General features: G+C 69.3%; 12 protein-coding genes and 3 pseudogenes. 6 read left to right on the top strand and 9 right to left on the bottom strand.

What is annotated here, in order from left to right:
• Positions 1–106 precede the first annotated feature (106 nt).
• Both ACHMXE_RS21100 and ACHMXE_RS21095 read right to left on the bottom strand, forming a co-directional pair.
• Complete coding sequence (locus ACHMXE_RS21100; protein WP_395351126.1) at positions 107–790, bottom strand: PepSY-associated TM helix domain-containing protein; 684 nt, start codon at positions 788–790, stop codon at positions 107–109.
• Between the two features lie 161 nt (positions 791–951).
• Complete coding sequence (locus tag ACHMXE_RS21095) at positions 952–1,470, bottom strand: GNAT family N-acetyltransferase (RefSeq protein ID WP_395351125.1); 519 nt, start codon at positions 1,468–1,470, stop codon at positions 952–954.
• Between the two features lie 87 nt (positions 1,471–1,557).
• Here ACHMXE_RS21095 and ACHMXE_RS21090 point away from each other — a divergent pair, with 87 nt between their 5' ends.
• The 3 genes from ACHMXE_RS21090 (at position 1,558) to ACHMXE_RS21080 (ending at position 2,296) form a co-directional block, all read left to right on the top strand.
• Positions 1,558–1,707: a hypothetical protein gene (locus tag ACHMXE_RS21090; protein ID WP_209545442.1), complete on the top strand. Its 150-nt coding sequence runs from the start codon at positions 1,558–1,560 to the stop codon at positions 1,705–1,707.
• 74 nt (positions 1,708–1,781) lie between these two features.
• Positions 1,782–2,009, top strand: coding sequence for a VF530 family DNA-binding protein (locus ACHMXE_RS21085; RefSeq protein ID WP_395352731.1), 228 nt, complete (start codon positions 1,782–1,784; stop codon positions 2,007–2,009).
• Positions 2,006–2,296 carry a 2Fe-2S iron-sulfur cluster-binding protein gene (locus tag ACHMXE_RS21080; protein ID WP_203202073.1) on the top strand — a complete coding sequence of 97 codons (291 nt, stop codon included), beginning with the start codon at positions 2,006–2,008 and terminating at the stop codon, positions 2,294–2,296. Before ACHMXE_RS21085 ends, ACHMXE_RS21080 begins: the two co-directional genes overlap by 4 nt.
• A gap of 1 nt (position 2,297) precedes the next feature.
• On the opposite strand, the pseudogene ACHMXE_RS21075 reads toward ACHMXE_RS21080, so the two are convergent.
• A pseudogene (locus tag ACHMXE_RS21075) lies at positions 2,298–3,492 on the bottom strand (MFS transporter).
• A 203-nt stretch (positions 3,493–3,695) separates the two neighbouring features.
• Here ACHMXE_RS21075 and ACHMXE_RS21070 point away from each other — a divergent pair.
• Positions 3,696–4,385: an RluA family pseudouridine synthase gene (locus tag ACHMXE_RS21070; RefSeq protein WP_395351124.1), complete on the top strand. Its 690-nt coding sequence runs from the start codon at positions 3,696–3,698 to the stop codon at positions 4,383–4,385.
• A gap of 40 nt (positions 4,386–4,425) precedes the next feature.
• Here ACHMXE_RS21070 and ACHMXE_RS21065 read toward each other — a convergent pair.
• From ACHMXE_RS21065 to egtB, 5 genes and pseudogenes are all read right to left on the bottom strand, one after another.
• A pseudogene (locus ACHMXE_RS21065) lies at positions 4,426–4,867 on the bottom strand (universal stress protein).
• A gap of 197 nt (positions 4,868–5,064) precedes the next feature.
• A complete protein-coding gene (locus ACHMXE_RS21060; protein WP_203202075.1) occupies positions 5,065–5,808 on the bottom strand; it encodes a 2OG-Fe dioxygenase family protein in 744 nt (247 codons plus the stop codon).
• Complete coding sequence (locus ACHMXE_RS21055; protein ID WP_209545435.1) at positions 5,805–6,089, bottom strand: DUF427 domain-containing protein; 285 nt, start codon at positions 6,087–6,089, stop codon at positions 5,805–5,807. The genes ACHMXE_RS21060 and ACHMXE_RS21055 overlap by 4 nt, the downstream gene beginning before the upstream one ends.
• Before the next feature lie 868 nt (positions 6,090–6,957).
• Complete coding sequence (egtD, locus tag ACHMXE_RS21050) at positions 6,958–7,998, bottom strand: L-histidine N(alpha)-methyltransferase (protein ID WP_395351123.1); 1,041 nt, start codon at positions 7,996–7,998, stop codon at positions 6,958–6,960.
• A gap of 2 nt (positions 7,999–8,000) precedes the next feature.
• Positions 8,001–9,254: an ergothioneine biosynthesis protein EgtB gene (gene egtB / locus ACHMXE_RS21045; RefSeq protein WP_395351122.1), complete on the bottom strand. Its 1,254-nt coding sequence runs from the start codon at positions 9,252–9,254 to the stop codon at positions 8,001–8,003.
• Positions 9,255–9,429: 175 nt separating this feature from the next.
• Here egtB and ACHMXE_RS21040 point away from each other — a divergent pair, with 175 nt between their 5' ends.
• Positions 9,430–10,776 carry an NAD(P)/FAD-dependent oxidoreductase gene (locus ACHMXE_RS21040; RefSeq protein WP_395351121.1) on the top strand — a complete coding sequence of 449 codons (1,347 nt, stop codon included), beginning with the start codon at positions 9,430–9,432 and terminating at the stop codon, positions 10,774–10,776.
• 24 nt (positions 10,777–10,800) lie between these two features.
• On the top strand, positions 10,801–11,052 hold the full coding sequence (locus tag ACHMXE_RS21035; protein ID WP_209545429.1) for a hypothetical protein: 252 nt from the start codon (positions 10,801–10,803) through the stop codon (positions 11,050–11,052).
• Between the two features lie 30 nt (positions 11,053–11,082).
• Here the strand turns inward: ACHMXE_RS21035 and ACHMXE_RS21030 are convergent.
• Positions 11,083–12,985, bottom strand: a pseudogene (locus tag ACHMXE_RS21030) (PhoX family protein).
• Positions 12,986–13,048 lie beyond the last annotated feature (63 nt).

The raw sequence follows: 13,048 nt of genomic DNA, 5'->3' as shown, positions 1-13,048 counted from the left end.
CCGCTGCCGTGTGCAGGGCCCGTGAATATCCGCATGGGGAGCGCCCGCGCCGCACGATGCGGCCACGCGATGTACACCGAAAGCAGTCGGCCGAAGGCCTGAGCCGTCAGAGCGCGCTCAGCGCGATCGCCAGCATCGTGGCCAGCGAGACGCCGAACACCGCGAGACCGACGGCGCGGCGGCGGTGCGTGAGCAGCCACAGCGCCACGCCCGAGAGCGACAGGAAGATCAGGCTGCCGGCCAGGGTGTCGACCAGCAGGATCCACGCGAGCGGCATGCCGCCGCCCTTGTGCATGTTGGTGAGGGTGGCGACGAGGCCGTTGCGCGTGGTGGCCACGCCCACCGAGCGGTTGCCCTGCCAGTAGTCGGCCTGCACGATCTCGTTCGGGCCGCCGAAGTTGAAGGTCCAGTGCGCGGGCTGGGTCAGCGCGGGCGCCTCGGGATCGGCCTTGCGGTCGACCCAGGCCACCGGCTTCGCGGGCTCGATGCGCGTGGAGCGCGGCGGGCCGTCGGTGCGCAGGGCCTGCTGCAGCCAGATGGCCATCGCCTCGGGCGTGGCCGGTGCCGGCTCGGGCAGCGCGAGCTGGGCCCGGCTGCGTTCCTGTGCTTGCGGCAGCTTCAGCACGTTGCGATGGTTGAGCCAGATGCCGCTGAAGCCGAACAACAGCCCGAGCACCGCGCCCCAGAGGCCGAACCAGCCATGGGTGCGGCGGATCCACTGCACGGCGAGCGTGCGGCGCTGGTGCGATGGCACACGGCGGGCGTGGCCCGAAATGTTGTCGGTTTGCATATCAGCGATCCAGAGTGTTGCCCGCGCTCTCCGATGGCCCGCGTCAGCGTGGCCCGTTCGCAGGCACCCGCGGAACCGGCTTTGCCGGGCCGCCGGGTGCGCCCCCTTGAGGGGGGATCCGAAGCGACACGAAGTGCGCGGAGATTCGGGGGTGACTCACTTCAGGCGACGTTGCGTTTGAGGCGGATTTCCTCGATGCGCACGCTGCCGATCTGCGTGGTCTTGGCGGTCTTCATCTCGCGCTTGAAACCGGCCAGCTCGTGGAAGCGCATCGCGCGGTCGTTGCGGATCGGCACCCAGATGGTGACCGTGGTGCAGCCCTCTTCCTCGAGGCCCTCGCGCGCGGCGTCCCAGAGGGCGACGCCCAACCCCTTGTCCCAGTGCTCGGGACGGACGTAGAGGGCCCAGATCTCGCCCGCGGTGGACGGGGTCTTGGGGTCGCGCGAGCGGTCGAAGCCGACGAAGCCGACGACCTTGCCGTCGAGCTCGGCCACATGGACCTGCGGTTCGCTGAACTCGATGGCTTCGCGCCACTTGGCCTCGCGCGAGGCGAGCGCCAGGGCGCGCAGCTCCTCCTCGGGCAGGATGCCTTCGTAGGCGGCCTTGGCGGCGGCGGCGTGGACTTCTGCGATGGCCTTGGCATCGCGCATCGTGGCGGGGCGAACTTCGTGGTCGGACATGAATGCGGGAAAAACGGATGGAACCGCCTATTGTCGCCGCACCGCTAAACTCCCAGCCCATCATCGCAGCAGCTCAGGAGAAACCTCATGGCCAAGGGTCAGCAACGTTCCAACAAGGAAACCAAGAAACCGAAGAAGGACACCTCCCCGCCGAAGGCCCCGGCACTCGGCGGCGAGCCGGTGCGCGCGGTCGTCACCACCTCGGTGATTCCGCGCGGCAAGCTCAAGAACAAGTGATCCGCCGCCCGTGAGCGACGCCCCGGCATCGCCGCCCTCCCCCCGCCGCGCCCCCGGCCCAGCCGCGCAATCCGCTGCACGGGCTCACGCTCGAAGCCATCGTGACGGCGCTGCAGGCGCACTACGGCTGGCAGCAGCTGGGCGAGCTGGTGCCGGTGCGCTGCTTCACGCACGAACCCAGCGTGGGCTCGAGCCTGCGCTTCCTGCGCAAGACGCCGTGGGCGCGCGAGAAGGTCGAGAGCCTCTACCTCTTCATGCTGCGCGAGCAGCGCCGCCAGGGCACGTCGACACCGCGGCCATGAAGGTCCGCCTCGAGCCCTCGGGCCTGGTCTTCGAGACCGAGGCCGGCACCAGCGTGCTGAAGGCCGCCGAGGCGGCCGGCATCGAGATGCCGAGCTCGTGCCGCAACGGCACCTGCCGCACCTGCATCTGCCAGTTGCTCGAGGGCGAGGCACGCCACACCATCGAATGGCCGGGCCTGAGCGCCGAGGAAAAGGCCGAGCGCTGGATCCTGCCCTGCGTGGCCGAGGCGCTCGGCGACATCGCGATCGACGCGCCGCAGGCCTTCTCGCTGTTCGGCGACGCCTGAATCAGCCGCGCACAGCCGGCGCCGCCACCACCAGCCGGTCGCGCTGCGCCAGCGAGGGGAAGAGCCGGAACCAGGTCAGCGCGACCAGCATCGTGCCGACACCGCCCACCACCCACCGAACCCACCGGCCCGAGCAGCGCCGCGGTGGCGCCCGATTCGAATTCGCCGAGCTGGTTGCTGGCACCGATGAAGATCGAGTTGACCGCGCTGACGCGTCCGCGCATGGCGTCGGGCGTCTCGAGCTGCACCAGCGTCTGGCGGATCACCACGTTGACCATGTCGGCGCCGCCCGAGACCGCGAGCGCGATCAGCGAGACGATGAAGCTGCGCGAGATGCCGAACACCACCATGCACAGGCCGAACAGCGCGATCGCCATCAACAGCGCGCGGCCCACGCGGCGCTCGATCGGCCGGCGCGTGAGCGCGATCGACATCACCAGCGCGCCCACTGCCGGCGCGCCGCGCAGCAGGCCCAGGCCCCAGGGGCCGGTGTGCAGGATGTCCTTGGCATAGATCGGCAGCAGCGCCACTGCGCCGCCCAGCAGCACTGCGAACAGGTCGAGCGAGACCGCGCCGAGCACCGGCTTGCGGTTCCAGATGAAGTTCACGCCCGCGAACACCGTGCCGAGCGTGACCGGCTCGCGCGCCTTGGGCACGTAGGCATAGCGCAGCCGCAGCACCAGCGCGCAGGCCACCACGAAGAACAGCACGCTCGCGCCATAGACCACCGCCATGCCCGCCACGAACAGCAGCCCGCCGAGCGCCGGCCCGCCGATGATCGCGCCCTGCATGCCGGCCGAGCTGAAGGCCATGGCGCGCGCCAGCATGACCGGCGGCACCAGCATCGGCGTCAACGCCTGCTGGGCCGGCATCTGGAACGCACGCACCGCGCCCAGCACCAGCGACAGGCCCAGCAGCAGCGTACGGCTGTCGTGGCCGCGCAGCACCGCGAACAGCAGCGCCAGCGCCACCAGCCCCTGGACCGCGAAGCAGGCCGCGACGATGCGGCCGCGGTGGTGGCGGTCGACCACGTGACCCGCGAGCAGCGCCAGCAGCAGCGCCGGCACGAATTGGTAGAGCCCGACCAGGCCCAGGTCCCAGGCGCTGTTGGTCAGGTCGTACATGTGCCAGCCGATGGCCACCAGCAGCATCTGCGAGGCGGCGGTGCCGAACAGGCGCGCCACCCACATCTGCATGAACGGGCGTTCGCGCGTGAGATCGGAAAAACTCGGTGGGGGCGGCACCGCGCCGGCGGCGGCATCGAGGGGGGAAGAGGCGGAGGCTGGGGAGCCAGTGGCGGGGCCGGACATCCATCCGAGGATAGCCCACCCACCGTGAGTCGCGCATGAGCGCCCGCCAACGCCCCTGCCCGGCCACGCTTCTACACTCGGGCCCTCCCATGGCCCCGCCCCCGCTGCAACCCGTTCACGAAGACGCCCACCTGCTGGTGCTCGACAAGCCCGCCGGCCTGCTGTGCGTGCCCGGCCGCGGCGAGGACAAGCAGGACTGCCTGAGCGCGCGCGCACAGCGCCAGTGGCCCGATGCGCTGATCGTGCACCGGCTCGACATGGCGACCAGCGGCCTGGTGCTGATGGCACGCGGCCTCGAGATGCAGCGCGCGCTGAGCGACGCCTTCGCCACGCGCCAGGTCGACAAGCGTTATGAAGCTGTCGTCGACGGCCTGCTGCCCGTGGATGCGGAATGGGCCCAAATCGACGCCCCTCTGATGGCCGACTGGCCACGCCGCCCGCTGCAGAAGATCGACCCGGCCGGCAAGCCCAGCCTCACGCGCTGGCGCGCCCTGGGCCGCATCGAGGGCGAGGCGCCCTGCAGCTACCTGCTGCTGGAGCCGCTCACCGGCCGCTCGCACCAGTTGCGCGTGCACCTCTCATCGATCGGCCACCCGATCCTCGGCGATGCGCTCTACGGCAGTCCCGAAGTGCAGGCACGCGCGCCGCGCCTGCTACTGCATGCGAGCGCGCTGAGCTTCGAGCACCCGGCCACGCGCGAGCGCATGCGCTTCGCGAGCCGGCCCGATTTCGGGCCGCGCTTCGAGGCGTTGCGGGAGGTGAGAGAAGGCGCGACGTGAGGCCGCGGGATTCGAAGGGGTGAGTGGCGCGGCGTTCTTCTCAGCCGCCCTTGACCACCAGCACCGGCACCATCGAGTCCTGCAGCACGCGTTGCGTCACGCTGCCGAGCAGCAGCTTCTCGATGCCGCTGCGGCCGTGCGAGCCCATCACGATCAGGTCGGCCGCGATGGCGATGGCCGTGTCCACGATGCCTTCGTGCACCACGTGGCCGTCGATCACGCGCTGGTCGCTGTGCAGGCCTTCGGCCGCCAGCGCGGCCACGCCGCGAGCGAGCGCCGCATTGGCGCTCGAGGTGGCCGCCGCGAGGTACTCGTTCTGGCCGAGCGCATAGTCCGCGCCCACGCCGATGAAGGGGTAGTTGTCGATCACGTGGATCAGGGTGATGCGGCTTCCGAAGGCCAGCGCCAATCCGCTGGCCTTGCTGACCGCGAGCATGGAAGTTTTCGGAGCCGTCGATGGGGACCAGGATGTGATTGAACATGGCGGACCTCGCTTTCTTCGTTCGCAGGCAGACAGGGTCCAGTCCACGGGCCTTGTGAGATGGCCGAAGACCGGGCCCCGAATTTAACCGCAAGGCCGCGACACACCTGTAGGACGCTTCCCAGCCAGGGAAATCGCGGATGCCCGCCTGCGCGCGGCCCGCGTCCGCAGGCCGCGCGGCGCCTCGCGACGCGGGTGTCAGTCGCCCTGAAAACCCTGGGCGCGGCAGGTGATCACCAGCGTGTCGCGCCAGCCCGCGCCGCTCTCCTCGAGCGGCTGGATCGGCGTCGATTCGTGGATCACGCGCGCATCGTCGAGCAGCAGCAGCGTCCAAGGCTCGGTCATGGTGAAGCGCTCGCCGCGCCGCCCGTTGGCCTCGAACACGCGCGTCTCGCCGCCCTTGATGTCGTGGCGGCCCACCAGCGCCACCGCCACCAGGTCCACGCCATCGCGGTGCGCGCCCTCGGGCGTGGGCCGGCCGATGCCGCCCGCGGTGTCGATACGGAACTGGTGCGCTTCCACGTACCAGCGCTGCGCGCCGCGCAACTGGCTCGCCGCTTCGCCGAGCTTGACGATCAATCGCTGCCAGGCCGGCTGCGCGATCGTGGCCGGCAGCATCGGCGCGAACCAGCGCTGCATGCCGCCATGCAGTGCGTTGTATTCGACCGGTTGCCAGTGCGCGCGGCGCGGCACCTGCTGCATCGCCTCGCCATCGACGGTGAAGCATTCGTGGCGCCGCGTGCGATAGCGGCCGCCGTCCTTCAGGTATTCGTCGGGCGGAAGATCGTTCCAGTCGGCATGCAACGCCTCGAGCTGCGCGACCGGCAGGCCGAGCCAGTCGCCCACGGCCTGGGGCCCAAGCACCGCATAGCCCTGGTCGCGCAGTGCGGCGGGCAGTTCCGCGGGGTGGATGAAGGGTGGATCGAAGGCCGGGGTGGTCACGACGCCGTGACCTTCACGTCTTTCCAGAACGCGACGCGGTCGCGGACCATCTCGGCCTCGGGCTTGGGGTCGGCGTAGTACCAGGCGGCGTCGGTGTTGAGTTCGCCGTTGACCAGCAGCGAGTAGTAGTTCGCGCTGCCCTTCCAGGGGCAGGTGGTCTTGTGGTTGCTGAAGGTCACGACGTCGCGGTTGAGCGACGAGATGGGGAAGTAGTGGTTGCCCTCGACGAGCACGGTGTCGTCGCTTTCGGCGATGGTGGCGCCGTTCCAGGTGGCTTTCATTTGGGTTTGGGTCTCCGACTGGGGGATGTGTTTGGCCGGAGGGGTATTGTGACTGTTTGGTTTCTGGTGTTTTGTGGGGGTGGTTTTTTGGGTTGCTCTTCTTGCTGAGGCCGTAGGCCGGGTCTCGCCCCGGCGGGCGACTCACTTTTCTTGTCTCGCCAAGAAAAGTAAGCAAAAGAAGGCGACCCCACTGTCTGTGTCCCTCCGCTTCGCTGCGGGCAACCTGCGGTGCTCGGGGAAAGCGGGGGTCCGCAGAACTCGCTGCACTTCGTTCCGCTCAGACAACTGCGGCCCTGATCCCGCTTTCCCCTGCGCTCCTCGGCACAGCCAGAGGGGGGCGTTCGGGCCTTTGCTTCGCTCGGCCTTGCATACCCAACGGGCCTTCGCTGCGCTCGGCGGTCTTGCTCCCTCTCCCTCTGGGAGAGGGCTGGGGTGAGGGCTCCGGGCGGTGGATACCGTCGCAACATCGGTGAGGCCCGGTGCCCTCACCCTAACCCTCTCCCAGAGGGAGAGGGGACAAGACAAACACAAGGCCGAGCGAAGCGATGGCCCGACCAGCATTGCAAGGCCGAGCGCAGCAAAGGCCCGACCCACCCCCTCTGGCTGCGCCGAGGAGCGCAGCGTTTCGCGGATAAGGGCTCGCAGCTGTCTGAGCGCAGCGCAGCGGAGCGAGTTCTGCGAGACCCCGCGAAACGCGAGCACCGCAGGTTGCCCGTAGCGAAGCGGAGGGACGCAGACAGTGGGTCGCCTTTTCTTTGGTTACTTTCTTTTGGCGAAGCAAAAGAAAGTGACTCGCCCGCCGGGGCGAGTCCCGGCCAACGGCCTCAGCAAGAAAACACCTCCTAAAAGAGCCCTAGAAAAAGACCCCTCAAGCCCCCAACCAATGCACGCTAAACAACCTCTCCGAATCCACCCAAACCGCCCCCGGCCGAAACCCCGCCTTCACAGCCAAAGCACGAAACCCATCCACAGTGAACTTGTGCGAGTACTCCGTATGAATGGTCTCCCCTTCCTCGAACCCGAACGTCTCGCCATTCAATGAAACGCTCTGAGCCCGCCGACTCACCAGATGCATCTCGATCCGCCGCAAAGGCGCATTGAAGAACGCAGCATGCGTGAACCCATCGAGATCGAAGTCCGCATTCAGCTCCGAATTGGCACGCCGCAACAGATTGAGATTGAACGCCGCCGTCACCCCTTGCGCATCGTTGTAGGCCGCATGCAACCGCGCCGGATCCTTCACCAGGTCCACCCCGATCAGCATCCCCCCACCGCGCAGCATCCGAGCCGCCAGCTGCAGAAAGGCCAGCGCCTCGTCGGGCTCGAAGTTCCCCAGCGTAGACCCCGGAAAGAACCCCACCCGCCGCCCCGCCCCAAGCATCGGCGCGGGCAACACCAATGGCATCGTGTAGTCCGCGGCAATCGGCTGCACGGCCAACTCCGGATAGTCCGCACGCAAGCGCGCAGCAGCCCCTTCGAGATACTCGCCCGAGATATCGATAGGCAGATAACGCTTAGGCGACTCCAGCGCATCGAGCAGCAAGCGGATCTTGGTCAACGACCCCGCCCCGAACTCCACGATCTCCGCATTCGGCCCGATCTGCTTCGCGATCTCCCCCGCGCATTCGCCGAGGATGCGCAGCTCGGTGCGCGTCGGGTAGTACTCGGGCAGATCGCAGATCTGATCGAACAGCTGCGAGCCCACGACGTCATAGAAGAACTTCGGCGAGATGCTGCGCGGCATGCGCGCCAGCCCCGCCTGCATCTCGCGCGCGAACTCGGACAGCGGCGCGGTCGTAGCGGGCGCAACGACGGCGGGACGCTTCTTCGCCGAGAACGGCAACGAAGAAGACGAAGAAGAAGCCGAAGCAGTCGAAGCTGCCTCGGGAATGGGAGCGAATGGGCGCATGGTCAGAGATCCTTCGCGAGCCGCAGGCCGGTGAATTGCCAGCGCGCGGCCGGCGGGAAGAAGTTGCGATAGCTGGGGCGCGCATGGCCCTCGGGGGTGGCCACGCTGCCGCCGCGCAGCACGAGCTGGCCCACCATGAACTTGCCGTTGTATTCGGCCGCGACACCGGGCAGCGGCTTGAAGCCCGGATACGGGTCGTACGAGGAACGCGTCCATTGCCAAACGTGGCCGGTCATCTGCGAGATGCCCAGGTTGCCGAACGCGGCCTCCCATTCGAACTCGGTCGGCAGCCGCGCGCCGGACCACTCGGCATACGCGGCGGCCTCGTAGAAACTCAGTTGCGATACCGGCGCCTCGGGCTCGATCGGCCGCACGCCATGCAGGCCGAACACATGCCAGCCGCCGGCATTGGCCGACGGGGCACCCAGGCGCGGATCGTCGGGCGCGAGCCAGTAGGCCGGATGACGCCAGCCCTGCGACTGCACCGTGGCCCAGCCGTCGGACAGCCACAGCTCGGGCCGCTGGTAGCCGCCATCGGCGATGAACTGCGCGAAGTCGCCGCAGTTCACGAGCCGGTCGGCGATCGCATGCGGCTGCAGCAGCGCGCGATGGCGCGGGGTCTCGTTGTCGAACGAGAAGCCCGCGCCGTCATGACCGATGTCGACCAGGCCGCCCTCGTGCGGCAGCCAGCGCATGGCGGGCGGCACCGCGGCCAGCCGCAGCGCGGGGCCGCCGGCGGGCTTGTAGGCGGGCAGCAGCGGGTTGCACGACAGCGCATGCAGGATGTCGGTGAGAAGCAGCTCCTGGTGCTGCTGCTCGTGGTTCAGGCCCAGCGTGACGATGGGCTCGAGCGTGGCCCACGCGGCCGCTGCCTCGTCGCTGTCGAGGAAGGCCAGCACGGCCGCGTCGACATGGCGGCGGTAGGCCTGCACCTCGTCGAGCGAGGGCCGCGTGAGCAGGCCGCGCTGCGGACGCGGATGGCGCGGACCCAGCGCCTCGTAGTAGGAATTGAAGAGGTAATGGAAGCGCGTGTCGAAGGGCTGGTAGCCGCTGGCATGCGGCTGCAGCAGAACCGTCTCGAAGAACCAGGTGGTGTGCGCGAGATGCCACTTGGTCGGGCTCGCGTCGGGCATCGACTGGATGCACTGGTCTTCGGCGGAAAGCGGTGCGGCAAGCGCGAGGCTGGCGGCGCGCACGGAGCGGAACTGCTCTCGCACGGTGCCGGCTGCCAGCGTGATCGGCCGGGAAAGCGTCATGGGTTCTCCAGTCGCGGGTCAACGAAGTTTGTAGCCGAAGCCTTCGGCGGCGGCGCGTAGGACAAGGGCCCGCGCCGGGGCGCACGCCGTCCCCGCGTGGTTCTCGTTCCTCGGCGGGTCGGCCACTTTGGCACAAGATGGCTTCGCCTGCAGGGCGCTGCGTATCATCCGTTCGATGCAAACGACCAACTCCCCAGGCCGCCCCCGCGTCGTCATCGTCGGCTGCGGTTTCGGCGGGCTCGAAGCGGCTCGCAAGCTGCAAGGCGCCGACGTCGACGTGACGGTGATCGACCGCACCAACCACCACCTGTTCCAGCCGCTGCTCTACCAGGTGGCGACCGCGGGACTGGCGGCGCCGTCGATCGCGGCGCCGGTGCGCGGTCTGTTCCGCGGCCAGGCCAACATCACCTCCCTGCTCGGCGAGGTCACGGCCATCGATCCGGCCGCGCGCACGGTGCGCATGGCCGACGGCAACCCGGTGCCCTACGACCACCTGATCGTCGCGGCCGGTGCCACCCACAGCTATTTCGGGCACGACGAATGGTCGGCCAATGCGCCGGGCCTCAAGACCCTGGCCGATGCCTTCGAGATCCGCCGCCGCGTGCTGCTGTCCTTCGAGACCGCCGAACTCACGACCGATGAACAACGCCGCCGCGCGCTGCTGACCTTCGTGGTGATCGGCGCCGGCCCCACGGGCGTGGAGATGGCGGGCACGCTGGCCGAGATCGCCAAGCACACGCTCGCGGGCGAGTTCCGCCACATCGATCCGGCGAGCGCGCAGGTGCTGCTGGTCGAGGGCGGCCCGCGCGTGCTGCAGGCGATGCCCGAGAGCCTGAGCCAGAAGGCGCTCGAGCAGCTCGAGAAGCTCGGCGTCGAGGTGCGGCTCAACGCGCGCGTGACCGCGATCGACGCCACCGGCCTCGAGGTGCAGACCGGCGGCGGCGCCGACGGCGCGCCCGCGCAGAGCTACCGCATCGACAGCAGTTGCGTGGTGTGGGCCGCGGGCGTGGCGGCCTCGCCGCTCGGGCGCATGCTCGGCGCCGCCACCGGCGTCGAATGCGACCGCGCGGGCCGCATCAAGGTCGAACCCGACCTGAGCCTCGCGGGCCATCCCGAGATCAGCGTGGTCGGCGACCTCGCGGCCGCCATGAGCCATGCGCCCGGCAAGCAGCCGCGGCCGGTGCCCGGCGTATCGCCCGGCGCCAAGCAGGCCGGGCGCGCCGCGGCCGCCAACATCCTGCGCCGCATCGCGGGCCAGCCCACGCAGGCCTTCCGCTACCGCGACTACGGCAACCTCGCGACCATCGGCCGCAACTCGGCCGTGGTCGACCTGGGCACGCCCTTCGGCGCGCTGCGCTTCAGCGGCCGGCTCGCGTGGCTGTTCTGGCTGTTCGCGCACGCGTACTTCCTGATCGGCTTCCGCAATCGCATCGTGGTGATGATGGACTGGGCCAGCGCCTACTGGAGCTTCCAGCGCAACGCACGCGTGGTGGCCGACGTGAACGGCCGCAGCGAGTCCTGAGCCGCGCCACAGCCGGAGGTCCGCATGTCGCTGCTGCCCTGGATCGCGCTGCACGCCCTCACCGCGCTGTTCTGGCTCTGGATCCTGCGCTGGGGCGGCGCGCACTGGCTCGAAGGCACCTTCGCCTCGGGCTTCCTGGTGAGCATCTTCGCGCCGCGCTGGAGCGAGGAAGGCCTGCGCATGTGCGCGCTGCTGATGCTGATCGTGTGCGGCATCAGCTTCGTGCTCGGGCTGTTCATGCCCGCGCTGCGCTGCTGGTACGGCGGCGCCTGCTGAGCGCCGCCGTCCGCTCCCGGGGCCCCGCGCTCAGGTCCCGACCACACCGCCATCGTTCTTCGTGATCGCCACCGTCGCCGAGCGCGGGCGGCCCGCGCCGTCGGGCCACTTCGACACCGCGAGCGGGCGATCGGGATCGCTGCGCTCGTTGGCCGGTTCGCCCGGATGCTGGATGTTGATGAACAGCGTGCGCAGGTCGGGCGTGGCCGTGAGGCCGGTGATCTCGCAGCCGGCCGGGCCGAGCAGGAAGCGGCGAATCTCGCCCTGGGTCGGGTCGCAGGCCAGCATCTGGTTGTTCGGCAGGTTCGTGTAGTCGCCCTTACCGAGCGTGGAGGTCGAGACGTCGGTCTGGATCCACAGCACGCCTCGCGCATCGACCATCAGACCGTCGGGGCTGCCGAAGGCATCGCCCTTGACGTTGCCCTGCGCTTCCCAGCGCGATTGCTTCGGATCGCCCGCGAGCACCAGGTGGTTCCACGCGAACTTCGTGCCGTCGAGGTCGCCCTGCTCCTTCCAGCGGATGATCTGGCCCATGGTGTTGTTGGAGCGCGGATTGGCCGCATCCATGAACGGCTGGCCGGCACCGCCGCGGTTGCTGTTGTTGGTCAGCGTGCAGTAGACCTCCTTGGTCAGCGGATCGACGGTGGTCCACTCCGGGCGGTCCATCTTGGTCGCGCCCAGCAGGTCGCTGGCCTGGCGCGACTTGATCAGCACGTCGCCCTGGCTCGCGAAGCCCTTGTCGGCCACGAGTCCCGTTCTGGCCCTGCACGAGCGGCAGCCATTCGCCGCTGCCGTCGACGTCGAAGCGCGCCACGTAGAGCGTGCCGTGGTCGAGCAGCTCGCGGTTGGCGGCCGCGCCGCCGGGCTTCACCGCGTCGCGGCTCACGAACTTGTAGATGTATTCGAAGCGCGAGTCCTCGCCCATGTAGACCACGGCACGGCCGTCGGCGGTCAGCGCGGTGGCCGCGCCCTCGTGCGCGGCACGGCCCATCGCGGTGCGCTTGCGCGGGGTGGAGGCCGGGTCCTGCGGATCGATCTCCACCACCCAGCCGTAGCGGTTGGGTTCGTTCGGGTTCTTCGTCACGTCGAAGCGCGGCTCGTGCTCGTGCCAGCGGTACTTGGCGCCATTGCCCTTGCGGATGCCCCAGCGCTTCTGGTGCGCGTCGGGCGACTCGGGGCCCTCGAAGTAGTCGGCGAAGTTCTCCTCGCAGGTCAGGTAGGTGCCCCAGGGCGTCTGGCCGTTCGAGCAGTTGTTGAAGGTGCCGAGCACCTGCGTGCCGCTCGGATCGGCGGCCGTGCGCAGCATCGGATGACCGGCGGCCGGGCCGCTCAGCGTCATCGGCGTGAGCGCGGTGACGCGGCGCGCGAAGCGCGAGGGCAGCACCTGCGACCACTTCGCGCCGTCGCGCCGCAGCTCGATCACCGACACGCCGTGCGCGTTCATCGACTTGCGCACCTTTTCGGGCGTCCAGGTCTTCATGCCGTCGGTGTGCAGCAGGCCGTCGTCGACGTATTCGTGGTTCAGCACCAGCAGGCCGCGGTTCGAGCCTTCGAGCGGGAAGAAGGCCATGCCATCGTGGTGCATGCCGGCCTGCAGCGCCTGGTCGTCGGCGGAGTTGGAACCGTCGGTCCTGAAGGCGGGCATGCTGCCGGCCACGCCGGTCGGATCGCCCCAGCGGTAGAGCACCTGCGCGCTGTAGCCCTCGGGCACCACCACCTGGTCGACCGCGGCCATCGCGATGCCCTTGAAGCCGATCGCGCGGCCCAGGCCGGCGACCGCGCCACCGCCGCCAGCGGCGGTCGATGCGCAGCCCGCGAGCGGGCCGAACAGGCCCGCCACCGCGGCCGCGAGGCCGCCGCGCACGAGCACGCGGCGCGCCGGATCGGACACCTCGTGGATCGTGGGATTGGCGCTGGGGTTGGAGTCCTCCATCCGGTCGAAATTCTTGGCCATGTCGTTGTTCTCCGCGGTGCGGGGGTTGCAAGAACCCCGGAT

The sequence above is a fragment of the Variovorax sp. UC122_21 genome, assembly GCF_044056785.1.
GTDB lineage: Bacteria > Pseudomonadota > Gammaproteobacteria > Burkholderiales > Burkholderiaceae_C > Variovorax.
The sequence above is the reverse complement of the archived record's forward strand: the minus strand, read 5'-3'. Positions and strand labels throughout refer to the sequence as shown.